The following is a 26,165-nucleotide window of genomic DNA, read 5'->3' as shown; positions in this document are numbered from 1 at the left end:
CTGTTAACTGAATTATTAAGATATGGGTTATCGGTTATATAGATATGCGATTTACTCTTCGTCAGCTCCAGGTCTTCGTCGCCGTCGCCCAGCAGGAAAGCGTTTCCCGTGCTGCGGTGCAGCTTTCTCTTTCGCAATCGGCGGCCAGTACGTCGGTAACTGAACTGGAGCGTCAGTCCAGTTGCCAGCTGTTTGATCGCGCCGGTAAGCGCCTCAGCCTCAATGCCACGGGTCGGCAACTGCTCCCGCAAGCCGTCGCGCTGCTCGATCAGGCCAAGGAAATCGAAGACCTGCTCAATGGCAAGTCAGGCTTCGGCTCACTGGCGGTCGGCGCCACGCTGACCATCGGCAACTATCTGGCGACGCTGCTGATCGGCAGCTTCATGCAGCGCCACCCTGAAAGCCAGGTGAAATTGCACGTGCAAAATACGGCCAACATCGTGCAGCAAGTCGCTCACTACGAAATTGACCTGGGACTGATCGAAGGTGATTGCAGCCACCCGGACATCGAGGTGCAGACGTGGGTGGAGGATGAGTTGGTGGTGTTCTGCGCGCCACAGCATCCGCTGGCCAAACGGGGTAAAGCGAGCCTGGAGGAGCTGACCAGGGAAGCCTGGATTCTGCGCGAGCAAGGATCGGGCACTCGGCTGACCTTCGATCAAGCCATGCGCCACCACCTCAACAGTCTGAACGTGCGACTGGAGCTTGAGCACACCGAAGCGATCAAGCGCGCTGTGGAGTCAGGACTGGGGATTGGCTGTATTTCACGCCTGGCACTGCGCGACGCGTTTCGACGGGGAAGTCTGGTGGCGGTAGAGACGCCGGAACTGGATTTGGTGCGGCAGTTTTATTTCATCTGGCACAAGCAGAAATATCAGACATCGGCGATTCGCGAATTCCTCGACCTTTGTCGCTCATTCACTGCGGGTGTGCGCCGCAGCGATGAGATTGTCTTGCCCAGCATTGCCTGATTAGCCAAGCAGAATCAGTAACCAGACCGCTCCGATCATCGTGAGTGCCACAAACTGCGCAGCGCTGCCCATGTCTTTGGCGTTCTTGGACAGGGGATGACGGTCAAGGGAAATACGATCAATCGCTGCTTCAATGGCCGAATTCAGCAGCTCGACAATCAGCGCCAGCAGGCAGACTGCAATCAGCAAGGCCCGCTCGACACGGCTGACGTTCAGCAGGAACGAGATGGGAATCAGGATGACGTTCAGCATGACCAACTGACGGAACGCAGCCTCACCCTTGAAAGCAGCGGTCAGGCCGTCGAGCGAATAACCCGATGCGTTGAGAATACGTTTTAGGCCGGTTTGACCTTTGAAGGGCGAAGACATAAATAAGGCTACTAATAATGAGGACGAGGGAGGCTAGTGCAGAGCCAGTCAAAAATGTGTGAAGACTTACCGACGGTTAGCCCGCAAACGCTGGATGAAAGGCACCTTAGCTCGGCGCAATCGATTCCAATTGTTGCAACAGCAGCGCGGCCTGGGTTCGAGTGCGAACGTTGAGTTTGCGGAATATCGCTGTGACGTGAGCCTTGATGGTTGCTTCGGAAACGCTCAATTCATAGGCGATCTGCTTGTTCAATAACCCTTCACAGACCATCGTCAGTACCCGAAACTGCTGTGGTGTCAGGCTGGCCAGACCCTGGCTCGCCGCCTTGGCTTCGGGTGACACACTGATTGTTTCGTTGACCTGCGGCGGCCACCAGACATCACCATCGAGTACCAGACGAACCGCTTGCTGGATGGTTTGGAGTGAACTTGACTTGGGAATGAAGCCACTGGCGCCGAACTCTCTGGACTTCACCACCACCGACGCTTCTTCCTGGGCTGAAACCATCACCACGGGCACCTGAGGATATTGTCCGCGTAACAGCACCAAACCGGAAAACCCGTACGCGCCTGGCATGTTCAGGTCCAGCAGGACCAGATCCCAATCCGACTTTTCGTTCAGGCGCGCTTCCAGATCAGCGATGCTCTCCGCTTCCACCAGCCGCGCATCGGGCCCAAGGCCTAGCGTCAATGCTTGATGCAAGGCGCTGCGAAACAGAGGGTGGTCATCGGCGATCAGGATGTCGTAGGTCATTTCAATGATCCTGTTTTTATAGGCGATGGCTGAAGGATTCAGTCGTCGCGATGGCACCCGCGAATGCCAACACATACACGCTGCGCCAACGGGGCGCATACAACGCCAGACATGCAGAAAACGGCGTTCAGGCAGTCACGCGGCGCCAAGGATGCCCAGCGAATCCGGGGTGGTCAAGTTCGGCGCTTTACGGCAAAGTCTGCGGCCCCTGACCCGTTGAGCCGTACCATGAGAAAAAAAGCCCTTCGCGCCGATCTGCTGATGCTGCTTATAGCCATGATCTGGGGTTCCGGCTTTGTCGCACAGACTGCCGCAATGGATCACATCGGCCCCTATCTGTTTTCCGGATTGCGTTTTGCGCTGGGCTCACTGTGCCTGCTTCCGTTGATTCTTCGCCGCCCTGCCGAAGGGCCGCCACCTGAACCCCTGTTGACCCGCGGACTGCTGCAGGGCGGCGTAATCATGGGTGTTGCACTAGCGCTGGGCATAAACCTGCAGCAAGTAGGCCTGCTGTTTACCAGTGTGACTAACTCCGGGTTCATCACCGGGTTGTATGTGATTGTAGTTCCGCTTCTGGGTCTGATGCTGGGACATAAAACCGGTGTCGGGATCTGGATTGGCTGCGCGCTGGCAGTGATCGGCATGTTCTTGCTCAGCGTTGGCGACAATTTCCATGTCGCGTCAGGCGACTGGCTGCAACTGATCGGGGCGTTTGTGTGGGGCGGACACGTGGTGCTGGTGGGCGTATTTGCCAGCCGTCACGATCCAATCCGTCTGGCGTTTTTGCAGTTTGCCACCTGCGCGGTAGTCAGCCTGTTGCTGGCGGTCGGCTTCGAACCCATCGAGCTTTCTTCGATTGTCAGTGCTCTACCCTCGCTGCTCTACGGCGGCGTGGTAGCTGTTGGCATCGGCTACACACTGCAAGTCGTCGCCCAAAAAGACGCCATCGCTTCTCACGCTGCCATCATTTTCTCGATGGAAGCCGTATTCGCGGCTATCGCAGGCGCTTGGCTGTTGGGCGAATCCCTGCAGATGCGCGGCTACCTGGGCTGCGCCCTGATGCTTGCCGGAATGCTATTGGCGCAGTTATGGCCACGCAAAGACGCCGACCTCATTGCTCACACCAACGCGCTTATAGAAAAGCCTTGAGATGGGTGTGCGCAGCATCGTCCAGATTGATCGGACGTTGGAATTTTGCCCCAAGATAATGCGCGCTGAACACATCCAGATAGGCGTCGAGCACGCCCGCCGCGACGTTGTCACCGGCCAACTCCAGGCACAAAGCCGCCACTTCCGCCGTACAAAAATGGTCGTCGCGTTTGGATCGCCGCAAGCGATAGCGCGACATCTGCTCCGGCGCCAGACTTAGCACCGGTAGGCGATCAAGGTAGGGACTTTTGCGAAACATCTTGCGCGCTTCGTTCCAGGTAGCGTCCAGCAGAATGAACAACGGGCGCTTGCCCTTCTCGACAGAGACCTCAGTGACCACGCGTTCCGGCGCAACGAACTCCCCAGGAAAGACAATATAAGGCTGCCATTGCGGATCGCTGAGCAATGCGAGCAACTGGGCGTCCACGTCGACGCGCGACCAGCCAAAAGCTTCGGTGTCTTTAATTACGTCAGCGATCAACCAACCCGTATTGGTCGGTTTGAGCGGCTCTGTGTCGTACATCAACAGGCACATCGCCGAAAGAGCCTGGACCTCTGGCTTCCACGCGCAAAGGCAGTAGCTGTCAATGACCCTACAACCTGCACAGCGAGGCGCACGCGATCCCCTCGCGATAAAAGGCTTGGTACTGCGCGCCAGACGCTCGGCACGCAGACGAGACACCGCGTGGCTCATTGCGTCGTCAGCCATGGGCAATTGATCGGGGTAAGGATGCACATCGGAGGGGGAAGCTCAGGTAAAAAAGTCGGCGGATTCTAGCAGACACTGCGCACTGACTGGTGTCGGCCCCGGCGACTCACCTATACTGCGGCGCTTCAAAGCACCCGTGCCGCCAGTGAACGCCTGCACCTATGTTGGGTCCAACGCCCATTCACTGAACCAGGAGAATTTAATGCTGCGCCTCATCGTCCCTACCCTCACGCTTTTACTCGTCGCTCCCCTTTGCGCCCAAGCGGCGTCGAAGCAGGATTTCGAACTGAGCAAAATGCTGGAAAAAGTTGCGACGGAAAGCAGCGTCGGCACCCCCCGAGCCATTAACGAAGACATTCTGGATCAGGGCTACACCGTTAACGGCAAGGAGCTGATCAACCACCTGAGCGTGCAGTCGGGCCAAGCGCAGCAAATGCGCACGAACCCTGATGCCGTGCGCAACCAGCTGGGCAGTAGCGTTTGCCACAACACCGGGTTTCGTCAGCTGATGGCTAAAGGCGCGACGCTCAAGTATCAGTTCTCTGAGTACAAGACTAACCGCCCTATCACCAGCCAGGTCTTTACCGCTGCTGACTGTGCCGCGAAACCCGCCAAAAAATAGTTCGCCAGCTTAGTGCTTGACTGCGCGTCGCTCCAGATCGTCGGCGTGCATGTCTGCCTATAACGACTGCATGCAATGCGTTTATCCCCTCCTGACGCCAATCGTCCCATGTACTCTTGCCCAAGGGTCGTGTGATTGCTTTTCGCTGCGTCGATCAACTGACCGCTAAACCTGCCGATTCAGTTCTTCATCACCGCCAGCCTCGACGGCTGTTGCCTGAGCGGCGCTTATAGGCACATCATCAACGGCAGCGACCTGAGCAATGTGATTGTCTTTAGGCAAGCCCGGATTGCCGAGCGTGTTATCCACAACGATATTTTTTAAACCCAGGACAAAGGCAGAATCAGTGTGGATGAGTGTGGCATTTCATCCGTGCGCGCCTTCACCATAAGAGGCTGCCAGCAGCGACGCATGATGCGTCGCGATCGGTCATAAACGACGGGTCGATGATTCTGCAGAAGGAGAAAGCTTTAATGCCGTACGAATCTAATGATGCCCTGTCTTCCCATTTTCAAAGCAACGGTGCTGATCTCGTTAACAGTATCGAAGAGCAAATCAATCGAGTAGCACCCGACAGCCCTAACATCGGGCTGTACCGCGACATGATGCTGACTGTCCTGCGCATGGCTCAGGACGATCGCAATCGCTGGAACGCCAAGATCACTTTGCAGGCGCTGCGCGAATTGGAAAACGCCTTTCGCGTGCTTGATGCCTTCAAGGGCCAGCGCAAGGTGACCGTTTTTGGCTCCGCACGCACTCCGCGCGAGCACCCCGTCTATGCTCTGGCCCAAGAGCTGGGAGCCAAGCTTGCCGCCTCGGACTTGATGGTGATCACCGGTGGAGGCGGCGGAATTATGGCTGCGGCTCACGAGGGGGCCGGTCTGGATCACAGCCTTGGTTTCAACATCACTTTGCCATTTGAACAACACGCCAACGCAACCGTCGATGGCACTGATCACTTACTGCCCTTCCACTTCTTTTTCACCCGCAAGTTGTTCTTCGTCAAGGAAGCTGACGCTTTGGTCCTCTGCCCTGGCGGCTTCGGTACGCTGGATGAGGCTCTGGAAGTGCTCACGTTGATCCAGACGGGAAAGAGCCCGCTGGTGCCAATCGTTTTGCTGGACGCACCGGGCGGTACATTCTGGAAAGGAGCGCTTGATTTCATCAAGCAAGAGCTGGAAGGCAACCATTACATCCTGGCCGCCGACATGAACCTGCTTAAACTGGTTTACAGCGCAGATGAAGCGGTTGAGGAAATCAATCAGTTCTACAGCAACTTCCATTCAACCCGCTGGCTGAAAAAGAAGTTCGTCATCCGCATGCGCCATGCGCTAAACGACTCGGCATTGGCTCATATCCATGATGCATTTGCTGACTTGCGCCAGAACGACGACTTCCATCAGCACGTGTATATGGGTGAGGAACACGATGACGTACAGTTCAGCGACTTGACTCGCCTGGCATTCAATTTCAATGGCCGGACGCAAGGACGTCTGCGCGAACTGGTGAACTTCATCAACCAGTCGGGGAATTGGGTGACGACTTCGCAATCAGATACCGTTCAGACCCGTGAGCCGCTGCGGGAAACATGAGGCGGGACGTACGGGCAGTCAGAGGAGGCTGCCTCAGTCGTCCATTCTGCGGCCGCTTAACAGGCGGCCGATCATCTCCAGCGGATAGCCACGATAACTCAGGAAACGGTTTTGACGAGCCCGCTCGCGAATATCAGTAGGTAGCTGTCCGGAAAATTTTCGGTTCCAGGTTTCTTCGAGCTTTTCTTGCCAATCAATACCGCACTCTCTCAGCGCGCGCTCGATATCGTCGCGCTGCAGACCGCGCTGCCCCAGCTCTTCGCGAATGCGCGAAGGGCCGTAGCCTGATCGGGCACGGTACGAGACAAAACTTTCGAGATAACGGGATTCGGAGAGCAGACCCTCTTCCGTCAAACGGTCGAGGGCAGCATCAATCAACTCAGGGGGAGCGCCGCGCTGACGCAATTTACGCGTCAGCTCGACCCGACCGTGCTCGCGACGTGCGAGCAGGTCCATTGCAGTGCGCCGTATGGCGACGGGTGTATCAAGTACCGCTGACATAGACGTGATCAGATGTCGGCGTCTTCGACTTCAGCCAAATCGTCCTGAGGAACACGGGTCGATTGAGCTTTGACGTCAGGTGCGGCGGTCAGCAGTTTTTCGCGGATCTGCTTCTCGACGGTGGCGCCAATTTCAGGATTGTCCTGCAGGAACTTGGCTGAGTTAGCCTTGCCCTGACCGATCTTGCTGCCCTGATAGCTGTACCAGGCGCCTGATTTTTCCAGGAAGCCATGAAGTACACCGAGGTCGATGATTTCGCCGTTACGGTAGATGCCCTTGCCATAAAGAATCTGGAACTCAGCCTGACGGAACGGCGGAGCCACTTTGTTCTTCACGACCTTGACGCGGGTTTCACTACCAACGACCTCATCACCCTCTTTCACCGCGCCAGTGCGGCGGATGTCGAGGCGGACCGAAGCGTAGAACTTCAGCGCGTTACCACCGGTGGTGGTTTCCGGGCTACCGAACATGACGCCGATCTTCATACGGATCTGGTTGATGAAGATGACCAGACAGTTGGCGTTTTTGATGTTACCGGTGATTTTACGAAGTGCCTGAGACATCAGGCGGGCTTGCAGGCCGACGTGCATGTCGCCCATTTCGCCTTCGATTTCGGCCTTCGGCACCAGTGCCGCAACGGAGTCGACAACGATGACGTCGATGGCGTTGGAACGCACCAGCATGTCGGTGATTTCCAGCGCTTGCTCACCGGTATCCGGTTGCGAAACCAGCAGGTCGTCAACATTGACGCCCAGCTTGAGGGCGTATTCAGGATCGAGGGCGTGCTCAGCATCGACGAACGCGCACGTTGCGCCCATTTTCTGGGCTTCGGCGATCACCGACAGGGTAAGAGTGGTTTTACCGGAAGACTCAGGACCGTAGATTTCCACGATCCGGCCTTTTGGCAGGCCGCCGATACCCAATGCGATATCGAGACCGAGCGAGCCGGTAGAGATAGAAGGAATAGCCTGGCGGTCATGGTCACCCATGCGCATTACGGCACCTTTGCCGAACTGACGCTCGATCTGACCCAAGGCCGCAGCCAAGGCTTTCTTCTTGTTGTCGTCCATTGAAGTCCTCACGTAATAATTTGGGGCCTGACGGCCGACACAACTGTATAAGTAGACAGTATTATTCCACAGGGTTCGGCGCGCGCCTACCCCCGGTTTGGTATTTCTCCAGAAGCGAGCCGTACCAGCCCCTCTAGCGCGGCCTTCACCGTTTGTCGGCGAACCGCATCCCGGTCTCCGTCGAAATGCCAGCGGCTGGTGTGTAACTGCTCGCCAGCGCCCCAGCAGATCCATACCGTGCCGACAGGCTTGTCGAGGGAGCCGCCATCCGGACCTGCGACACCACTGACCGCCACTGCAAACTGTGCGTCGCTTTTCTCAAGCGCGCCAACGACCATGGCTTCGACGACTTCCCGACTGACGGCACCCACTGACTGAAACAAATCGCTCGGCACACCCAGCTGTCGAGTCTTCTGAGCATTGGAGTAAGTCACATAACCTGCTTCGAACCATGCAGAGCTGCCGGGAATACGCGTAATAGCCTCCGCGATACCACCGCCAGTGCAAGACTCGGCGGTGGTCACTTGGGCGCCCGATGCCCGCAAGGTTTTACCCAATGCCGCGGCCAGTTGCGAGATCTCATCCAAAGCAGATGTTCCTGTGGGGGTGGGTAAAAAACGATACCGTACACGAGGCAGATTCTGGTGCAAGGCCCGGAACGGCTACCGAAGTAGCCGCCGGCTGAACGCCCACCTAAGCGGGTTCCTTTTCTGCGGTGCGCTCTTTTTGAGGGCAGGGTTTTTTGACTGTTTCAATCACGGTTTCGTTCGGACGACGCTTGGCTTCCTCGAGCGGAATGAAGCGTCCATTCACCGAATCACGCCCACGTTTTCTTTTCATATAAAGTCCTTTTGATATGAGCCGCCTTAATTGGCGGCGGTTCCGACAGCCTAGCGAGCAATCCGCAAAAAATATCGATTTGAAATGAAGGGTGACGATTGCACCGGTTCGGCGCCCCTCAAGTGCGCGTGTTAACCTTGCGCCCATCGCAAAAGCAATCGGACATATCGACAGACCATGTAGGTGGTATTCCAGTCCGCTGTCCCGTATTTGCCCCCACCTCCCAACGAATTTGCCTAAATACCTGATGAATAAAGCAATTTCCGATCTCTCCGCACACACGCCGATGATGCAGCAGTACTGGAAGCTGAAAAACCAGCATCCGGACCAGTTGATGTTCTACCGCATGGGCGACTTCTACGAGATCTTCTACGAAGACGCCAAGAAAGCCGCCAAGCTGCTGGATATCACTTTGACGGCGCGGGGTCAGTCGGCGGGCCAGAGCATCCCCATGTGCGGCATTCCGTATCACGCGGCCGAAGGCTATCTGGCAAAACTGGTCAAGCTGGGCGAGTCGGTGGTGATCTGCGAACAGATCGGCGATCCGGCGACCAGCAAAGGCCCCGTTGATCGGCAAGTGGTACGCATCATCACGCCGGGTACCGTCAGTGACGAAGCCCTGCTCGACGAGCGCCGCGACAACCTCATTGCTGCCGTGTTGGGCGATGAGCGCCTGTTCGGGCTGGCCGTTCTGGACATCACCAGCGGCAACTTCAGCGTGCTTGAAATCAAGGGCTGGGAAAATCTGCTCGCAGAACTGGAACGCATCAATCCAGTGGAGCTGTTGATCCCGGATGACTGGCCTCAGGGGTTGCCCGCCGAGAAACGTCGTGGCGCTCGTCGTCGTGCGCCGTGGGACTTTGAGCGTGACTCGGCGCACAAAAGCCTGTGCCAACAGTTTTCGACTCAGGACTTAAAAGGCTTCGGTTGCGAGAACCTGACACTGGCGATTGGCGCTGCCGGCTGTCTGCTGGGTTACGCCAAGGAAACCCAGCGCACCGCCCTGCCGCATTTGCGCAGCTTGCGACATGAACGCCTGGACGACACGGTGGTGCTGGATGGCGCCAGCCGACGCAATCTGGAGCTGGACACCAACCTGTCTGGCGGTCGCGAAAACACGCTGCAATCGGTAGTGGACCGCTGCCAGACCGCCATGGGCACGCGCCTGCTGACCCGTTGGCTCAACCGCCCGCTGCGAGACCTGAATATCCTCCAGGCGCGTCAGCAATCGATCACCTGCCTGCTCGAACAGTATCGCTTTGAGAAACTCCAGCCGCAGCTCAAGGAGATCGGTGACATCGAGCGAATCCTGGCGCGGATCGGCTTGCGCAACGCCCGCCCGCGGGACCTGGCGAGACTGCGTGACGCACTCGGCGCGTTGCCGGAATTGCAACTGGCCATGGTCGACCTGGACACCCCACACCTGCAGCAACTGGCACTGACCACCAGCACCTACCCGGAACTGGCCGACTTGCTGCAACGCGCAATTAATGACAATCCACCTGCCATCATCCGTGACGGCGGCGTGCTGAAAACCGGTTACGACGCCGAACTCGACGAGCTGCAATCGCTGAGCGAAAACGCTGGTCAGTTCTTGATTGATCTCGAAACCCGCGAAAAGGCTCGTACCGGTTTGTCGCATTTGAAGGTTGGGTACAACCGCGTGCACGGCTACTTTATCGAGCTGCCAAGCAAGCAGGCCGAACAGGCCCCCGCTGATTACATTCGACGCCAGACGCTCAAAGGCGCCGAGCGCTTCATCACGCCAGAACTCAAGGAATTCGAAGACAAGGCACTCTCTGCCAAGAGCCGCGCGCTGGCGCGGGAGAAGATGCTCTACGAAGCACTGCTCGAAGATTTGATCAGCCACCTTGCGCCACTGCAGGACACCGCCGCGGCGCTTGCAGAACTGGACGTGCTGAGTAATCTGGCCGAGCGGGCACTGAATCTGGACCTGAACTGCCCGCGCTTCGTCGATGAGCCCTGCATGCGCATCGAGCAAGGCCGTCATCCGGTGGTTGAACAGGTACTCGCCTCCCCGTTTGTGGCCAACGATCTGGCGCTGGACGACAACACGCGCATGCTGGTCATTACGGGCCCGAACATGGGCGGTAAATCCACTTACATGCGCCAGACCGCGCTGATCGTTCTGCTGGCACATATTGGCAGTTACGTGCCTGCAGCCAGCTGCGAACTGTCTCTCGTCGACCGGATTTTTACCCGGATCGGCTCGAGCGATGACCTCGCTGGCGGTCGTTCTACGTTCATGGTGGAAATGAGTGAGACCGCGAACATTCTGCACAACGCCACCGACAAAAGCCTTGTGCTGATGGACGAAGTCGGACGCGGCACGAGTACCTTCGACGGTCTATCGCTGGCCTGGGCGGCGGCGGAATGCCTGGCGCAACTCCGTGCCTATACGCTGTTCGCAACGCATTACTTTGAATTGACCGTGCTCCCGGAAAGCGAGCCGTTGGTGGCCAACGTACACCTGAACGCAACCGAGCATAACGAACGCATCGTGTTTCTTCACCGTGTTCTGCCTGGTCCTGCCAGTCAGAGTTATGGCTTGGCGGTTGCGCAACTGGCGGGGGTTCCCTCAAAGGTCATCAGTCGCGCCAAGGAGCATCTGCAGCGCCTTGAAACCACCAGCCTGCCCCACGAACAGCCCAAGGCGAAACCTGGCAAGCCGCCGGTTCCCATGCAGAGCGACTTGTTCGCAAGTCTGCCGCACCCAGTGCTCGAAGAGCTGTCGAAAGTCAAAGTAGATGACATGACACCGCGTCAGGCGTTGGACTTGTTGTACGTATTGCAAACACGGCTCTAACGAGAATCGTAACAAGCTGCTAGAATCCCGCGCGGTTTGGGATGCTGTGAGCTTTTAGCCTGGCTTCATAGAATCCGAGCCGTGCTTAAACGCAGCGAACCAGGGTCGAGCAGTGCAGCTGAGGTAAACAATCAGCGCGCTGCTTGGCAAAAGCTGAGTTTTAACGGCCGGGGGACTTCCCGAACCTAGCAGCCCCGCGTGCAGGGCTTTGCTGCCGCCGCCTGAGGAGAGAATTAGAAATGACCTTCGTCGTCACCGACAACTGCATCAAGTGCAAGTACACCGACTGCGTAGAAGTATGTCCGGTGGACTGCTTCTACGAAGGCCCGAATTTCCTGGTGATTCACCCGGATGAGTGCATCGACTGTGCGTTGTGTGAGCCTGAGTGTCCCGCCAATGCGATTTTCTCAGAAGATGAAGTGCCCGCTGGCATGGAGAACTTCACGGAATTGAACGCTGAGCTGGCAGACATCTGGCCGAACATCACCGAACGCAAAGATGCGTTGCCTGATGCGAAAGAGTGGGATGGCAAGACCGGGAAGATTGCCGATCTGGAACGCTGATCAAGGCGACACCAGCAGAGGGCCTCGTTTGGGCCCTTTTTACTTTCAGATGGCCTGAGCACTTTTCTGCAGGCGAAAAAAGGGGCGGTATGACCCGCCCACATTTTTTCCTTAATCCCTTTAATCCTTCTCATCATCCTGATGAATCGCGTCCTGCGATGTCCTTGAGCAGTCTTCCTTGACCGCTTGCGTCGATCCCTCGACACAGTTCTGATATTAGTGGTTTGAGCGCTGTTCGCAACCACCCAAACCTTACAAAAAAATACCTGCGCGCACCCAATACTTTATAGATATCGTTATAAATCAAATACATAAGAATCATCCTACTTCCTTCGGACTTAAAACTTCCCCCCTGATACCAACATCGCTTACAGCACAAGTAAGCGATCGCTTACAGGCGAAGTCCGAAGCTGACCCTCTAAAAAATCATATGAATTACGCCATTCAAATCCCGTCGAGATAAACCGCTACTCGATTCCCGCACCTTTGGCGCAGGCATAAAAAAGCCCCGAATGGTCGGGGCTATTTTTTTACGTAGGCAGTCAGCTCATCACTGGAACAGTGACTCACTCGACAACCCATTTTTTTCAAGAATCTCACGCAGGCGCTTGAGGCCTTCAACCTGGATCTGTCTGACACGTTCCCGGGTCAGACCGATCTCCAGGCCCACATCTTCCAGCGTGCTGCTTTCGTGTCCGCGTAATCCAAAGCGGCGTACGACTACCTCACGCTGCTTATCGGTGAGCTCCGAAAGCCACTGGTCGATGCTTTGAGAAAGATCATCGTCCTGTAGCAGCTCGCAAGGATCGGTCGGACGATCATCGGTCAGAGTATCGAGCAGGGTTTTGTCCGAGTCCGGACCTAAAGAAACATCGACAGACGAAACCCGCTCGTTCAGACCAAGCATGCGCTTGACCTCGCCCACCGGCTTTTCCAGCAGATTGGCGATTTCTTCAGGAGACGGCTCGTGATCGAGCTTTTGTGTCAACTCGCGTGCCGCACGCAAGTAAACGTTGAGTTCTTTGACCACATGAATAGGCAACCGGATGGTCCGGGTCTGGTTCATGATGGCGCGTTCGATGGTCTGACGAATCCACCAGGTTGCGTAAGTCGAGAAGCGAAAACCGCGCTCCGGATCAAACTTTTCTACCGCCCGAATCAGCCCGAGGTTGCCCTCTTCGATCAGATCCAGGAGTGAAAGCCCACGATTGACGTAACGTCTGGCGATCTTCACAACCAGCCGCAGGTTGCTTTCGATCATGCGCTTGCGCCCGGCCGGACATCCGCTTTGCGACAGCCGCGCAAAATGGACTTCCTCTTCCGGAGAAAGCAAAGGAGAAAAACCAATTTCGTTGAGATACAGCTGAGTGGCGTCGAGCGCCCGTGTGTAATCGATGTACTTGTGTTGCTTGAGCGCTGTGGAGTTTTTGGGCTTGGCACGGACAGAAGGCGTAGCTGGCTTCTTGTCCGATGCCGAATCCAGAACGATTGCGTGCTCCATCAGGAGAACTTCGTCGTCTATGTCAAACTCCGGCGCTTCTTTGCTGAGAGCCATTGTTATAGTCCTTTGGTGAGTTCGACCTCAAGCTCTAGCGACGCCTGTGTTTTCCTTGGCAACGCTTGAGCCTGTTCCCTCTACGGCAGGAACAGGCTGACAACTGATCAACGACGCGGCAAAAATTCCAGCGGATCTACAGGCTTACCCTGGCGGCGAATCTCAAAATGCAGTTTCACCCGGTCAGTACCCGTCGACCCCATCTCGGCAATTGTTTGCCCGACCTTGACCTGCTGCCCCTCCCGTACCAACAGCCTACGGTTGTGACCGTAAGCACTGACGTAGGTATCGCTGTGTTTGATGATGATTAACTCGCCGTAGCCCCGCAAGCCACTCCCGGCGTAAACCACCGCACCATCAGACGCAGCCAAAACAGGCTGTCCCAAATCCCCAGCGATATCAATTCCTTTATTCAAACTACCGTTTGAAGAGAATTTGCCGATCAAAATGCCGTTTGTTGGCCATGCCCAGCCGCTTGCCGACTTCACTCCGGCGATAACCGGCGTGGTCGCAGGTGTCGTTACAACCGGAGGTACAACAACCGGCGCGCCACCCACGGGACGAGAAATAACCGTGGTTTTCAGGGACCCTGAAGGCGATGTCGAGCTGCTTGTCGTGGTCCTTGGCGCTACTGAAGCGACGGTGCCCGAAGCGGAATTGGAGCGACCATCAAACCGGATGGTCTGACCCACGTGAATGGTGTACGGGTCAGGAATGCTGTTGCGCGCCGCTAGCGCTTTCCAGTCCCAACCGTAACGGAAAGCAATGGAAAACAGGGTGTCGCCACGCTTGACCACATACTGCCCGGTCGTGACTGGCTGGCGTTGAGGCGCGATAGGTTTACCGTTGCGATCAACGACGCGGACGCCGCCGGATGGGGTACTGGAACAGCCGACCAACAGGACACTGAGGGCAATGCCAATCACCAGCCGCTGAAAACTTGTTGAAGACATACGCTGCCGAATGACTGTGAGACTCACCCGCCACTCCCTTTACTGGTGACTGAATTGAAGCTGCCTGAGGTGCCGAGCATACGGCGGACAGCTTGACGATTGCTGGTATAGATATGCGTTGTAACGATTACCGGGACCTGATCCTGGCAAAGCGCCAAAATGCCAGCCTGTAGACAGACGGCATCAGCGAGAATTCATTACTGCGTGAAACGAGCACTACGCCAAAGGTCCGTTGAGCAACGGCACGAAGCGTACGGCGCCCAGTACGTGTCGTGAAAATCCGTTTTCTTCACGAATGATCAGCATCAACTGCTGTACCTCACCCGACCCCACCGGAATCACCAGACGCCCACCCGGCGCGAGTTGATCAAGCAGCGCCTGAGGCACATCGGTCGCCACTGCGGTCACAATGATGCCGTTGTACGGCGCCAGCGCAGGCCAGCCTTCCCAGCCATCCCCCCAACGAAAAACCATGTTGCGCAAGTTCAGCTCGACCAGACGCTCCTTCGCCCGGTCCTGAAGCACCTTGATGCGCTCCACTGAAAATACGCGCTCGACCAGTTGTGCCAGCACAGCCGTCTGATATCCCGATCCGGTGCCAATCTCCAGCACTTTATCCAGCGGGCCAGCCGCCAGCAGCAGCTCGCTCATTCGGGCCACCATGTAGGGCTGGGAGATGGTCTGGTTATGGCCGATCGGTAACGCGGTGTCTTCATAGGCGCGATGGGCCAATGCCTCGTCGACGAACAAATGCCGAGGCGTCTTGCGGATCACTTCCAATACTTGGGCGTTGGATACGCCTTCTTCATACAAGCGTTGAATCAAACGCTCGCGCGTACGCTGGGAGGTCATCCCTACGCCGCGACGCAGCAGGTCATCTTGTTCACGCGACATCAGGCCATTCCCTCAAGCCAAGCGTTCAGGCTGTTGAAACCGTCCTGATAGGTCCGATCCAGCTGCAACGGGGTAATCGATACATAACCTTGCATGACAGCATGAAAATCAGTGCCCGGACCGCCGTCTTCGGCATCACCCGCAGCGGCAATCCAGTAACCGGCCCTGCCGCGCGGGTCGACCACGCGCACAGGCGCGGCCGCACGGGTGCGATGGCCGAGGCGCGTCAGTTGAATACCGCGTATATGTTCGAGGGGCAGGTTTGGGATATTCACATTCAACACGGTGCGCGGTGGCAGATCGAGCAGCTCATGGGCCTGGACCAGCAAACGGGCGTAATGGGCTGCGGTTGCAAGGTTATCGACCTGACGTGACAAAAATGAAAAGGCAAATGACGGACGCTGCAAAAAGCGCCCCTCGAGTGCAGCTGCGACCGTACCCGAATACAGCACATCATCGCCCAGGTTGGCGCCCAGGTTAATTCCGGATACCACCATGTCAGGCTCGACGTCCAGCAGGCCATTGAGCCCAAGATGAACGCAATCGGTTGGCGTGCCGTTGACGCTGATAAAACCGTTGTCCAGCGTGTGAGGATGCAGCGGCCGATCGAGTGTCAGCGAACTGCTCGCCCCGCTTTTATCTTGATCGGGAGCCACGACAACGCACTCGGCATAATCGGCCAGCGCACCATAGAGCGCAGCGATGCCGGGTGCAGTGACCCCATCGTCATTTGAAATCAGAATACGCATGAGCTGTCCGTCTGCCCTACCGCCACCAGATCTAGGAGTTCGCGCACCAAAACAGTGGCGAAGCATCCGGCCGGCAGGACGAATTCCAGTTGCAGAATGTCAGGCTCGGGATAATGCCACGTCAACTGCCCAATGGGCAGTCGCAGGATGCGCCGTTCGTGCTCCATCCCCGCCCTGATCAGCCAGTCACGCAGCGCAGACTCGTCACCGGCAATAGCGTTTTCAAGATCGGCGGTCACCCCTGAAGCGGGCGAATCGCCTTCGCCCCATTGAGGCCCGGTCGGGTGCAGGTCGAGGATCGCCAGGCGCGGATCGCTGCACTCGGCTTCACCTGCCGGGAAGAAACTGCGGCTGTCGGTGAACGCCAGCAAATCGCCCACTTGCGCGCGCTGCCAGCTGCCATCGGCTACACGTGCCGCCAACACCTTGTTGAACAGATAACTGCGGGCAGTCGAAAGTAATCGCGACCGCACATTACGTTGTTCGGGCAACGCCTTGCGCTCCGCGTACTGACGCGCTTCCCCGACGTTGCCGCCTTCGTAGCCAAAACGCTGGGTACCAAAATAGTTGGGAATGCCTTTGAGCTTGATCGATTCAAGGCGGGCATTCAGCGCTGCGGTGTCAGCCTGCAATTGCGTCAGGCGCAGGGTGAAGCCATTGGCCGCGTGGGCGCCGCGCTGCAACTTGCGCTTGTGCCGGGTGCTCTTGAGAATTTTGAGGGTGTCGTTTTCGGCGGCGGACAGGTCCGGGTCGGCCTTGCCGGGCAACTGAATGCTGAACCACTGACGGGTCAGGGCCTGACGGTCTTTCAGTCCGGCATAGCTCACTGTGCGCAATTGCACGCCGGCCGCCTTTGCCAGTCGGCGCGCGGCCTCTTCGGTGTTCAAACCGCGTTTTTCGACCCACAACCACAGGTGTTCGCCATCGCCCGACAACGGGATGTCCAGCACTTCATCGACCTGGAAGTCTTCGGCAGTGGCTTTCAACACAGCACTTCCCAGCGCATCGCCATAGGCACGCGGGCCCAACAATTCGAATTCGGTCATTGGGCAATCAGCAAAGCAACGGCATGAACCGCAATGCCCTCTTCGCGGCCAGTAAATCCAAGCTTTTCGGTGGTAGTGGCCTTGACGTTGACCTGATCGAGCTCGACCTGCAGGTCAGCGGCAATCAATGCACGCATAGCGTCAATGTGCGGAGCCATTTTTGGGGCCTGGGCAACGATCGTGGCGTCGACATTGCCAACTTTCCAGCCCTTGGCCTGGACCTGCACCAAGACGTGACGCAACAGAACGCGGCTGTCGGCGCCTTTGAATTGAGGGTCAGTGTCAGGAAAATGTTTGCCTATATCGCCCAATGCAGCCGCGCCGAGCAATGCGTCGCTCAAAGCGTGAAGCAGCACGTCACCATCTGAATGAGCAAGCAGACCGGACTTGTGCGCAATCCGCACCCCACCCAAGGTAATGAAATCGCCTTCAGCGAAACGGTGCACATCGTAGCCGTGGCCAATACGCATAAAAAAACGCCCTGAAAAAGTCAGGGCGTGATTCTACCTACTTTGTAGCGCATTAGCGCATCAAGGCGCGTGCATGATGTCGCAAGTGGTCTTCGATGAAGCTGGCGATGAAGAAATAGCTGTGGTCATAGCCCGGTTGCAGGCGCAACTCAAGCGGGTGATTGGCTGCTTTGGCCGCTTGAACCAGCGCCTCGGGCTTAAGCTGAGTGGCCAGGAAATCGTCACGATCACCCTGATCCACAAGGATCGGCAGCTTTTCTGTCGCCTCGGCAATCAAGGCGCAGGTGTCCCATTCACGCCAGCGCGCGCGATCCTCACCCAGATAGTTGGAAAACGCTTTCTGGCCCCATGGGCAATCCATCGGGTTAGTGATCGGTGAAAACGCCGACACTGATTTGTAGCGACCCGGATTGCGCAACGCACACACCAGCGCGCCATGCCCGCCCATTGAATGGCCGCTTACACCGCGCACATCAGAGGCTGGAAAATGCGCCTCGACCAGCGCCGGCAATTCTTTCACCACGTAATCATGCATGTGGTAATGCCGAGTCCAGGGTTGCTGGGTGGCGTTGAGGTAAAAACCGGCACCCAGTCCGAAGTCCCAGGCCTTTTCGGGATCATCCGGAACGTCAGGGCCGCGGGGGCTGGTGTCTGGCGCCACGATGATCAACCCAAGCTCGGCCGCGACACGATGTGCCCCCGCCTTCTGCATGAAGTTTTCATCGGTGCAGGTCAGGCCTGACAACCAGTACACCACGGGCAGCTTGCCGCCCTGCTCGGCTTGCGGCGGTAGGTAAACGGCAAAGGTCATGTCACAGCCGAGCACATCGGAATGATGCTTGTAACGCTTATGCCAGCCGCCGAAGCTTTTCTGGCAGGAGATATTTTCCAGGGTCATGGTCGCGGGCTCCCAGCTGCAAGCCGCAAGCTAAAAGCTGCAAGAAAGTGATACACCCTTCCTCTTGCAGCTTGAAACTTGCAGCTAATAGCTGCTGTTAGAAGTGAATGACTGTGCGAATGCTCTTGCCTTCATGCATCAGGTCAAACGCTTCGTTGATGGCATCCAGCCCCATGGTGTGGGTAATGAATGTGTCCAGCGGGATTTCCCCGGTCTGGGATTTCTCGACATAGCTTGGCAGCTCGGTACGGCCTTTTACGCCGCCGAACGCCGAACCGCGCCAGACGCGACCGGTAACCAGCTGAAACGGCCGGGTGGAAATTTCCTGGCCCGAAGGTGCCACGCCGATGATGACCGACTCGCCCCAACCCTTGTGGCAGCACTCCAGCGCTGCGCGCATCAGGCCCACATTCCCGATGCATTCGAAGCTGTAATCCACGCCGCCATCGGTGAGTTCGACAATGACGTCCTGGATTGGCTTGTCGTGGTCCTTCGGATTGATGAAATCAGTGGCGCCCAGTTCACGGGCCACATCGAATTTCGCCGGGTTGATGTCGATGGCAATGATGCGGGAGGCCTTGGCCATCTTCGCGCCGATGATCGCGGCGAGGCCGATGCCGCCGAGGCCGAAGACCGCGACCGTCGCGCCCTCTTCTACTTTGGCGGTGTTCAGCACGGCGCCAATACCGGTGGTCACGCCGCAACCAAGCAGGCAGACCTTTTCCAGCGGGGCTTCTTTAGGGATTTTTGCCAGGGAGATTTCAGGCAACACGGTGTATTCGGAGAAGGTCGAGCAGCCCATGTAGTGATAAACCGGCTCGCCCTTGTAGCTGAAACGCGTGGTGCCATCAGGCATCAGGCCCTTGCCCTGAGTAGCACGTACTTTCTGGCAAAGGTTGGTTTTGCCGGACAGGCAGAATTTGCACTCGCGGCATTCGGCGGTATAGAGCGGGATTACGTGGTCGCCGACAGCCAGAGAAGTGACGCCCTCGCCTACCGCCTCAACGATGCCGCCGCCTTCGTGGCCAAGGATGCAGGGGAATACGCCTTCAGAGTCTGCGCCGGACAGGGTGTATGCATCGGTATGGCAAACACCGCTGGCGACGATTCGGACTAAGACTTCACCCGCCTTTGGCGCCTCGACGTCCACTTCAACGATCTGCAAAGGTTGGTTAGGGCCGAAGGCAACGGCAGCACGTGACTTGATCATCAATCTTCTCCAGTGATGTAAACGCAAGCCATGGAGTGTAATACATCGCCAGTTGATGAATAATCCAGCCAAAAGCAAAACATTAATGCTGTACAGGGATAATCGATGTCCGCCAATCGTTGGGAAGGAATGGATGAATTCGTCGCAGTGGCCGAATGCGGGCAATTCACTGCCGCCGCCGAACGCCTCAGCGTGTCGTCATCGCACATCAGTCGGCAGATTGCCCGCTTGGAGGAGCGCTTGCAGACCAAGCTGCTGTATCGCAGCACACGACGAGTAGCTTTAACGGAGGCCGGCCAGACGTTTCTGCACCACTGCCAACGCTTGCAGGACGGTCGCGAAGAAGCGTTACGCGCAGTCGGCGATCTCACCAGCGAACCCAAGGGGCTTTTGCGCATGACCTGCGCAGTCGCTTATGGCGAGCGGTTTATCGCGCCTTTGGTAACGCGCTTCATGGACCAATACCCGCAGTTGCGCGTGAACGTCGAGCTGACCAACGACACGCTGGATCTGGTACACGAGGGCATGGATCTGGCGATCAGGCTGGGCCGTCTGCAGGAGTCACGACTGGTAGCGACGCGCCTGGCGCCACGGCGAATGTATCTGTGCGCCTCCCCTTCCTATATCCAGCGTTACGGTCGTCCACACAGCGTGTCGGAGCTGAGCCGACACAACTGCCTGATTGGCAGCTCCGATACATGGCTGCTCCAGCAAAACGGCAAGGAATTTTCCCAACGGATTCACGGCAACTGGCGCTGTAACAGTGGGCAAGCGGTGCTGGATGCGGCGTTGCACGGCACAGGCTTGTGTCAGCTTCCGGATTATTACGTCCTGGGCCATTTGAAAAGCGGCGCGTTGATCTCACTGCTCGAGGCGCATCAGCCGCCTAACACAGCGGTCTGGGGGCTGTACCCGCAGCAACGGCATTTGTCGCCGAAAGTGAGGAAGCTGGTGGATTATCTGAAGGAAGGATTGGCGATGCGGGAGGAGTATCGGGCAGGGTAAGCACCCAACGTTGTAGGAGCGCGCTTGCCCGCGATAGCGTCGTGTCAGTCAATGCAATCGGCGCAGGCAAATTGCAATCGCAGGCAAGCGCGCTCCTACAGGTTACCGGTTGAAATCACTGCGCCGCTGCCGCAGCCACTCCAGATCCTCTGGCCGCGTGACTTTGATGTTGTCGGCACGCCCCTCGATGAGACGAGGCGACTGCCCCGCCCACTCAATGGCCGACGCCTCGTCAGTGATCGAGACGTCCGAAACAAGGCTATCCGCCAACGCCCGATGCAATGCGCCAAGGCGAAACATCTGCGGCGTATACGCCTGCCAGATCAGGCTGCGGTCGACGGTTTCTGTGACCCGGCCGTTGCTGTCCGCGCGCTTGAGGGTGTCTTTCGCTGGCACAGCAAGCAGGCCGCCGACGGGGTCATCGGAAAGCTCACTCAACAGATTGTCCAGATCGCTGCGCGCAAGATTCGGCCGGGCGGCGTCATGGACCAGCACCCAATCATTGTCGTCCGCGCCGTTCGCATGCAGATGCAGCAACGCGTTAAGCACTGAACCCGAACGCTCCTTGCCACCGTCCACACGCTGAATTCGCGAGTCTAGGGCGCAAGGCAATGTCGGCCAGTAAGGGTCGTCCACAGCCAGGCTGATCACCAGCCCCTTTAACCGGGGGTGATCGAGAAAACAAAGCAGGCTGTGTTCCAGAATGGTGAGGCCGCCCAGTTGCAGATATTGCTTGGGTCGGTCTGCCGCCATGCGAGCGCCAATGCCCGCTGCGGGTATCACTGCCCAAAAGGCAGGAAGGGAATGTGTCATTGCACCAACATCATTGCGCTAACTGGTAGAGGGTTTCGCCATCCTTGACCATGCCTAGTTCGTGCCGGGCACGTTCTTCGACAGTTTCCAGGCCTTTCTTCAGCTCCAGCACTTCGGCGTCGAGAACGCGGTTACGCTCCAGCAACACATCGTTTTCAGCGTGTTGATCAGCGATCTGCTGGGTCAGACTTGCCACTTGCGCAAGGCTGCCGTTTCCGACCCAAAGTCGGTATTGCAAGCCAGCCAGCAGTAAAAGCAGAACAAGGAACAACCAGTTAGGACTGCGCATTGGAAATATCAGTTACCCGGTGAAGAAAAAGACAGCAGAAGCGACCATGCAAAACGACCGAAAGCCCGATTATCACCGGGCTCACGGATCAGAACGTCCAAAAACTCTCAAAAACGAGAATTCTCCTACAACGCCTGCTGCCTTTTTACCATCTCCGTGTCAGCCGCGAAACTCGCCGCGACCATTGTATTTCGCCTTACTGCCCAATTGCTCTTCGATACGCAGCAGTTGGTTGTACTTGGCTACACGGTCAGAACGGCTCAGCGAGCCAGTTTTAATCTGCCCGGCTGCCGTGCCCACAGCCAGATCGGCAATGGTCGAGTCTTCCGTTTCACCCGAACGGTGGGAGATTATGGCGGTGTACCCGGCGGCCTTGGCCATCTGGATGGCTTCCAGGGTTTCGGTGAGGGTGCCGATCTGGTTGAACTTGATCAGGATAGAGTTAGCAATCTTCTTGTCGATGCCTTCTTTCAGGATCTTGGTGTTGGTCACGAACAGGTCGTCGCCCACCAGCTGGATCTTGTCGCCGATCTTGTCGGTCAGAACTTTCCAGCCCGCCCAATCGGATTCATCCAGGCCATCTTCGATGGAGATGATCGGGTGCTTGCTGACCAGATCGGCCAGATAGTCAGCAAAACCGGCGGAGTCGTACTCGCCTTCTTCGCTCAACGTGTACTTGCCGTTCTTGTAGAACTCGCTGGCGGCGCAGTCCAGCGCCAGGGTCACGTCGGTGCCCAACTTGTAACCGGCGTTGGCGACGGCTTCAGCGATGGCGTCCAGCGCGTCGGCGTTGGAGTTCAGGTTTGGCGCGAAACCACCTTCGTCACCCACAGCAGTGTTCAAGCCACGGGCTTTGAGAACGGCCTTGAGGTGATGGAAGATTTCAGTGCCCCAGCGCAGGCCTTCGGAGAAGGTCTTGGCGCCGACTGGCTGGATCATGAATTCCTGAATATCGATGTTGTTATCGGCATGCTCGCCACCGTTGATGATGTTCATCATCGGGACCGGCATCGAGTAGACACCCGGGGTGCCGTTCAGGTTGGCAATGTGTGCGTACAGCGGCAGGTCTTGATCCTGCGCCGCAGCCTTGGCAGCCGCCAGAGACACAGCAAGGATCGCATTGGCGCCCAGGCTGGCTTTGTTTTCAGTGGCATCCAGCGCGATCATCGCGTGGTCGAGCGCTTTCTGATCAACCGGGTCTTTGCCCAGCAGCAGGTCGCGGATCGGGCCATTGATGTTGGCCACGGCTTTCAGAACGCCTTTGCCCAGGTAACGGCTCTTGTCGCCATCACGCAGCTCAAGTGCTTCACGCGAGCCGGTGGAAGCACCGGACGGCGCGCACGCACTGCCGATGATGCCGTTGTCGAGGAGCACATCTGCTTCCACGGTGGGATTGCCACGGGAGTCGAGAACTTCACGACCTTTGATGTCGACGATTTTTGCCATTGTTGTAAACACTCCAAGATTGACGAAAACGACGCAGCTGGAAACGGCTGTGCATCTCAAGGCTCTAGGACAACGGGCAGGCCTTGAAACGACAAAATTCCCGACCCATTGGTCGGGAACTGAACGAGCGGCACTTTACCGGAGGGTGCAGCGCCAGAGAAGCCTGTCTTACGCGGTTTCTACGGGCGGGAAGCTTTTGATCAAATCATCCAGCGTCTTGAGCTGAGTCAGGAACGGCTCGAGTTTTTCCAGGCGCAATGCACACGGACCGTCGCATTTAGCGTTGTCCGGGTCCGGATGCGCTTCCAGAAACAGACCCGCCAGGCCCTGGCTGATGCCTGCTTTAGCAAGATCAGTCACCTGAGCCCGACGCCCTCCTGCTGAATCCGAGCGACCGCCCGGCATCTGCAACGCGTGGGTCACGTCGAAAAACACCGGGTATTCGAACGACTTCATGATGCCGAAGCCGAGCATGTCCACCACCAGGTTGTTGTAACCGAAGCTCGAACCACGCTCGCACAGGATTAACTGACCGTTACCCGCTTCTTCGCACTTGGACAGGATGTGTTTCATTTCCTGGGGCGCGAGAAACTGGGCTTTCTTGATATTGATCACAGCACCGGTTTTAGCCATTGCCACAACGAGATCGGTCTGGCGGGACAAGAATGCTGGGAGCTGAATGATGTCGCAGACCTCAGCCACCGTCGCCGCTTGATCCGGCTCATGCACGTCAGTGATCACCGGCACATTGAAGGTGCGCTTGATCTCTTCGAAAATACGCATACCCGCTTCCAGACCTGGCCCGCGATACGACGTCACCGAAGAACGGTTGGCTTTATCGAAGCTCGCCTTGAACACGTAGGGGATACCGAGTTTTTCGGTGACCCGCACGTATTCTTCGCAGACCTGCATGGCCATGTCCCGCGATTCCAGCACGTTCATGCCGCCGAACAAGACCATTGGCTTGTCGTTGGCAATCTCGATAGAACCGACGCGGATAGTTTTCTGTGCCATGTAATGAATTCCCTATCAGGCTTTTTTCTGATGTTGGACAAGTGCTGCTTTGACGAAACCGCTGAACAGCGGGTGGCCGTCGCGTGGTGTCGAAGTGAACTCAGGGTGGAACTGGCAAGCCACGAACCACGGATGATCCGGCGCTTCAACCACTTCAACCAAAGCTCCATCGCCGGAACGACCGGAGATTTTCAGACCGGCACCAATCAGTTGCGGCAGCAGGTTGTTGTTCACTTCATAACGATGACGATGACGCTCGACGATCACGTCTTTGGCATAGCAGTCATGTACCAGCGAACCGTTTTCCAGTTGGCATTCCTGTGCGCCCAGACGCATGGTGCCGCCCAGATCGGAGGTTTCGGTACGGGTTTCGACAGCGCCGGTGGCGTCTTCCCACTCGGTGATCAGGCCGACAACCGGATGCGGGCTGCTGCGATCGAACTCGGTGGAGTTGGCGTCTTTCCAGCCCAGCACGTTACGTGCGAACTCGATGACGGCCACCTGCATGCCCAGGCAGATGCCCAGGTACGGCACCTTGTTTTCGCGAGCGAACTGAACAGCGGTGATCTTGCCTTCTACGCCGCGCAGACCGAAACCGCCAGGGACGAGAATTGCGTCCACGCCTTCCAGCAGGCCGGTGCCCTGATTTTCGATATCTTCAGAGTCGATGTAGCGCAGATTGACTTTGGTGCGGTTGGTGATGCCGGCGTGGCTCATCGCTTCGATCAGCGACTTGTAAGCGTCCAGCAATTCCATGTATTTGCCGACCATGGCAATGGTGACTTCATGCTCAGGATTGAGCTTGGCGTCGACCACCGCTTCCCACTCGGACAGGTCCGCGCCGGAGCATTGCAGACCAAAGCGCTCAACGACGAAGTCGTCCAGGCCTTGAGAATGCAGGATGCCGGGGATTTTGTAGATGGTGTCTGCGTCTTCCAGCGCGATTACCGCACGTTCTTCAACGTTGGTGAATTGCGCGATTTTGCGACGGGACGACATGTCGATCGGGTGATCGGAACGGCAGACCAGAATGTCTGGCTGCAGACCGATGGAACGCAATTCCTTGACCGAGTGCTGCGTCGGCTTGGTTTTGGTTTCGCCAGCGGTAGCGATGTAAGGCACCAGAGTCAGGTGCATCAACATCGCGCGGCGTGCGCCGACTTCGAAACGCAGTTGACGGATCGCTTCGAGGAACGGTTGCGACTCGATGTCGCCCACGGTGCCGCCGATTTCGACCAATGCAACATCGGCGTCGCCTGCACCCTTGATGATGCGGCGCTTGATCTCGTCGGTGATGTGCGGAATGACCTGAATGGTCGCGCCCAGATAATCACCACGGCGCTCTTTGCGCAGGACGTGTTCGTAAACACGGCCGGTGGTGAAGTTGTTGTTCTGGGTCATGGTGGTGCGAATGAAACGCTCGTAGTGACCCAAATCCAGGTCAGTTTCGGCGCCGTCGTGAGTGACGAACACTTCACCGTGCTGGAAAGGGCTCATGGTGCCCGGATCGACGTTGATGTACGGGTCCAGTTTGAGCATGGTGACCTTAAGTCCCCTCGCCTCCAGGATGGCCGCCAATGATGCCGAAGCAATGCCTTTCCCCAATGAAGAAACAACACCGCCCGTGACGAAGATGTAGCGCGTCATGAAAAACCCTAGAAGTCTGCGTTAAAGCGGTCAGAGCCGCCGGGGAGAGCGAAGGAAGGCCGAAGCCCCCGATGACCTGCGTGCTTCACAGTGCATTCCTGAAACTGTTGCGCTGGAAACGGCTGACCGGATGAAGGCCTGTCCATAGTTCGCCACATTTTTGAGAATCGCCCAGTAAATACTGGCTGGTAATCGGCAACTTTCATCGA

28 protein-coding genes are annotated in these 26,165 nt (G+C 57.2%); 7 read left to right on the top strand and 21 right to left on the bottom strand.

Annotation, left to right across the window (positions count from 1 at the left end; genetic code table 11):
* Positions 1-44: 44 nt before the first annotated feature.
* Positions 45-971: a LysR family transcriptional regulator gene (locus ACWKV9_RS19820; RefSeq protein WP_483837833.1), complete on the top strand. Its 927-nt coding sequence runs from the start codon at positions 45-47 to the stop codon at positions 969-971.
* Here the strand turns inward: ACWKV9_RS19820 and ACWKV9_RS19815 are convergent, their stop codons facing one another.
* A complete protein-coding gene (locus ACWKV9_RS19815; RefSeq protein ID WP_483837832.1) occupies positions 972-1,340 on the bottom strand; it encodes a diacylglycerol kinase in 369 nt (122 codons plus the stop codon). It abuts the gene before it with no gap.
* Positions 1,341-1,446: 106 nt separating this feature from the next.
* Positions 1,447-2,094 carry a response regulator transcription factor ErdR gene (erdR, locus tag ACWKV9_RS19810; protein WP_483837831.1) on the bottom strand — a complete coding sequence of 216 codons (648 nt, stop codon included), beginning with the start codon at positions 2,092-2,094 and terminating at the stop codon, positions 1,447-1,449.
* A 228-nt stretch (positions 2,095-2,322) separates the two neighbouring features.
* On the opposite strand from erdR, the gene ACWKV9_RS19805 reads away from it, so the two are divergent.
* Positions 2,323-3,243, top strand: a complete 921-nt coding sequence (locus ACWKV9_RS19805; RefSeq protein WP_483837830.1) for a DMT family transporter — start codon at positions 2,323-2,325, stop codon at positions 3,241-3,243.
* On the opposite strand, the gene ACWKV9_RS19800 is transcribed toward ACWKV9_RS19805, so the two are convergent.
* Positions 3,227-3,937 carry a tRNA-uridine aminocarboxypropyltransferase gene (locus tag ACWKV9_RS19800; protein WP_483837928.1) on the bottom strand — a complete coding sequence of 237 codons (711 nt, stop codon included), beginning with the start codon at positions 3,935-3,937 and terminating at the stop codon, positions 3,227-3,229. The two genes, ACWKV9_RS19805 and ACWKV9_RS19800, sit on opposite strands and share 17 nt — an antisense overlap.
* Before the next feature lie 217 nt (positions 3,938-4,154).
* On the opposite strand from ACWKV9_RS19800, the gene ACWKV9_RS19795 reads away from it, so the two are divergent.
* The gene (locus ACWKV9_RS19795) at positions 4,155-4,574 is read left to right on the top strand and encodes a quorum-sensing-regulated virulence factor family protein (RefSeq protein ID WP_483837829.1); all 420 of its coding nucleotides are present in this window, start codon (positions 4,155-4,157) and stop codon (positions 4,572-4,574) included.
* A gap of 165 nt (positions 4,575-4,739) precedes the next feature.
* Here ACWKV9_RS19795 and ACWKV9_RS19790 read toward each other — a convergent pair whose 3' ends face one another.
* Positions 4,740-4,883 carry a hypothetical protein gene (locus ACWKV9_RS19790; protein WP_483837828.1) on the bottom strand — a complete coding sequence of 48 codons (144 nt, stop codon included), beginning with the start codon at positions 4,881-4,883 and terminating at the stop codon, positions 4,740-4,742.
* Positions 4,884-5,047: 164 nt separating this feature from the next.
* On the opposite strand from ACWKV9_RS19790, the gene ACWKV9_RS19785 reads away from it, so the two are divergent.
* Positions 5,048-6,166, top strand: coding sequence for an LOG family protein (locus ACWKV9_RS19785; RefSeq protein WP_483837927.1), 1,119 nt, complete (start codon positions 5,048-5,050; stop codon positions 6,164-6,166).
* 33 nt (positions 6,167-6,199) lie between these two features.
* Here ACWKV9_RS19785 and recX read toward each other — a convergent pair whose 3' ends face one another.
* The 4 genes from recX to ACWKV9_RS19765 form a co-directional block, all read right to left on the bottom strand.
* Entirely contained in the window at positions 6,200-6,667 is a 468-nt protein-coding gene (recX, locus tag ACWKV9_RS19780; RefSeq protein WP_483837827.1) for a recombination regulator RecX, read from the bottom strand.
* An 8-nt stretch (positions 6,668-6,675) separates the two neighbouring features.
* Positions 6,676-7,737 (bottom strand): recombinase RecA, encoded by a 1,062-nt coding sequence (gene recA, locus ACWKV9_RS19775; protein ID WP_483837826.1) that lies wholly within the window; start codon positions 7,735-7,737, stop codon positions 6,676-6,678.
* 86 nt (positions 7,738-7,823) lie between these two features.
* Positions 7,824-8,324, bottom strand: coding sequence for a CinA family protein (locus ACWKV9_RS19770; RefSeq protein ID WP_483837825.1), 501 nt, complete (start codon positions 8,322-8,324; stop codon positions 7,824-7,826).
* Between the two features lie 106 nt (positions 8,325-8,430).
* The gene (locus ACWKV9_RS19765; RefSeq protein ID WP_483837824.1) at positions 8,431-8,577 is read right to left on the bottom strand and encodes a hypothetical protein; all 147 of its coding nucleotides are present in this window, start codon (positions 8,575-8,577) and stop codon (positions 8,431-8,433) included.
* Between the two features lie 259 nt (positions 8,578-8,836).
* Between ACWKV9_RS19765 and mutS the strand changes: the two genes are divergently transcribed.
* Positions 8,837-11,404, top strand: coding sequence for a DNA mismatch repair protein MutS (mutS, locus tag ACWKV9_RS19760; RefSeq protein ID WP_483837926.1), 2,568 nt, complete (start codon positions 8,837-8,839; stop codon positions 11,402-11,404).
* A 239-nt stretch (positions 11,405-11,643) separates the two neighbouring features.
* Positions 11,644-11,967, top strand: coding sequence for a ferredoxin FdxA (gene fdxA, locus ACWKV9_RS19755; RefSeq protein ID WP_483837823.1), 324 nt, complete (start codon positions 11,644-11,646; stop codon positions 11,965-11,967).
* Positions 11,968-12,517: 550 nt separating this feature from the next.
* Here fdxA and rpoS read toward each other — a convergent pair.
* The 8 genes from rpoS to ACWKV9_RS19715 all read right to left on the bottom strand — a co-directional run bounded on the left by rpoS (position 12,518) and on the right by ACWKV9_RS19715 (position 19,742).
* Positions 12,518-13,522, bottom strand: a complete 1,005-nt coding sequence (gene rpoS, locus ACWKV9_RS19750; protein WP_483837822.1) for an RNA polymerase sigma factor RpoS — start codon at positions 13,520-13,522, stop codon at positions 12,518-12,520.
* Positions 13,523-13,629: 107 nt separating this feature from the next.
* Positions 13,630-14,502 (bottom strand): peptidoglycan DD-metalloendopeptidase family protein, encoded by an 873-nt coding sequence (locus ACWKV9_RS19745; protein WP_483837821.1) that lies wholly within the window; start codon positions 14,500-14,502, stop codon positions 13,630-13,632.
* 189 nt (positions 14,503-14,691) lie between these two features.
* Positions 14,692-15,327, bottom strand: coding sequence for a protein-L-isoaspartate(D-aspartate) O-methyltransferase (locus tag ACWKV9_RS19740; RefSeq protein ID WP_483837925.1), 636 nt, complete (start codon positions 15,325-15,327; stop codon positions 14,692-14,694).
* Between the two features lie 41 nt (positions 15,328-15,368).
* On the bottom strand, positions 15,369-16,118 hold the full coding sequence (gene surE, locus ACWKV9_RS19735; protein ID WP_483837820.1) for a 5'/3'-nucleotidase SurE: 750 nt from the start codon (positions 16,116-16,118) through the stop codon (positions 15,369-15,371).
* Positions 16,106-17,164, bottom strand: coding sequence for a tRNA pseudouridine(13) synthase TruD (truD, locus tag ACWKV9_RS19730; RefSeq protein WP_483837819.1), 1,059 nt, complete (start codon positions 17,162-17,164; stop codon positions 16,106-16,108). Before truD ends, surE begins: the two co-directional genes overlap by 13 nt.
* A complete protein-coding gene (gene ispF, locus ACWKV9_RS19725; RefSeq protein ID WP_483837818.1) occupies positions 17,161-17,634 on the bottom strand; it encodes a 2-C-methyl-D-erythritol 2,4-cyclodiphosphate synthase in 474 nt (157 codons plus the stop codon). Before ispF ends, truD begins: the two co-directional genes overlap by 4 nt.
* A gap of 52 nt (positions 17,635-17,686) precedes the next feature.
* A complete protein-coding gene (gene fghA, locus ACWKV9_RS19720) occupies positions 17,687-18,532 on the bottom strand; it encodes an S-formylglutathione hydrolase (RefSeq protein WP_483837817.1) in 846 nt (281 codons plus the stop codon).
* 97 nt (positions 18,533-18,629) lie between these two features.
* Complete coding sequence (locus ACWKV9_RS19715) at positions 18,630-19,742, bottom strand: S-(hydroxymethyl)glutathione dehydrogenase/class III alcohol dehydrogenase (RefSeq protein ID WP_483837816.1); 1,113 nt, start codon at positions 19,740-19,742, stop codon at positions 18,630-18,632.
* Between the two features lie 105 nt (positions 19,743-19,847).
* Here ACWKV9_RS19715 and ACWKV9_RS19710 point away from each other — a divergent pair, with 105 nt between their 5' ends.
* Positions 19,848-20,747, top strand: a complete 900-nt coding sequence (locus ACWKV9_RS19710; protein WP_483837815.1) for a LysR substrate-binding domain-containing protein — start codon at positions 19,848-19,850, stop codon at positions 20,745-20,747.
* Positions 20,748-20,849: 102 nt separating this feature from the next.
* Here ACWKV9_RS19710 and ispD read toward each other — a convergent pair whose 3' ends face one another.
* From ispD to pyrG, 5 genes are all read right to left on the bottom strand, one after another.
* Complete coding sequence (ispD, locus tag ACWKV9_RS19705; RefSeq protein WP_483837814.1) at positions 20,850-21,560, bottom strand: 2-C-methyl-D-erythritol 4-phosphate cytidylyltransferase; 711 nt, start codon at positions 21,558-21,560, stop codon at positions 20,850-20,852.
* Positions 21,561-21,570: 10 nt separating this feature from the next.
* On the bottom strand, positions 21,571-21,849 hold the full coding sequence (gene ftsB, locus ACWKV9_RS19700) for a cell division protein FtsB (protein WP_331189073.1): 279 nt from the start codon (positions 21,847-21,849) through the stop codon (positions 21,571-21,573).
* Between the two features lie 159 nt (positions 21,850-22,008).
* A complete protein-coding gene (gene eno / locus ACWKV9_RS19695; RefSeq protein WP_483837813.1) occupies positions 22,009-23,295 on the bottom strand; it encodes a phosphopyruvate hydratase in 1,287 nt (428 codons plus the stop codon).
* Positions 23,296-23,463: 168 nt separating this feature from the next.
* Complete coding sequence (gene kdsA, locus ACWKV9_RS19690; protein WP_483837812.1) at positions 23,464-24,309, bottom strand: 3-deoxy-8-phosphooctulonate synthase; 846 nt, start codon at positions 24,307-24,309, stop codon at positions 23,464-23,466.
* A 15-nt stretch (positions 24,310-24,324) separates the two neighbouring features.
* Complete coding sequence (gene pyrG, locus ACWKV9_RS19685; protein WP_483837811.1) at positions 24,325-25,956, bottom strand: CTP synthase; 1,632 nt, start codon at positions 25,954-25,956, stop codon at positions 24,325-24,327.
* Between the last annotated feature and the right edge of the window lie 209 nt (positions 25,957-26,165).

Source organism: Pseudomonas corni, assembly GCF_057128765.1.
Note: the sequence above shows the minus strand (reverse complement) of the source record. Positions and strands in the feature narration are given on the sequence as shown.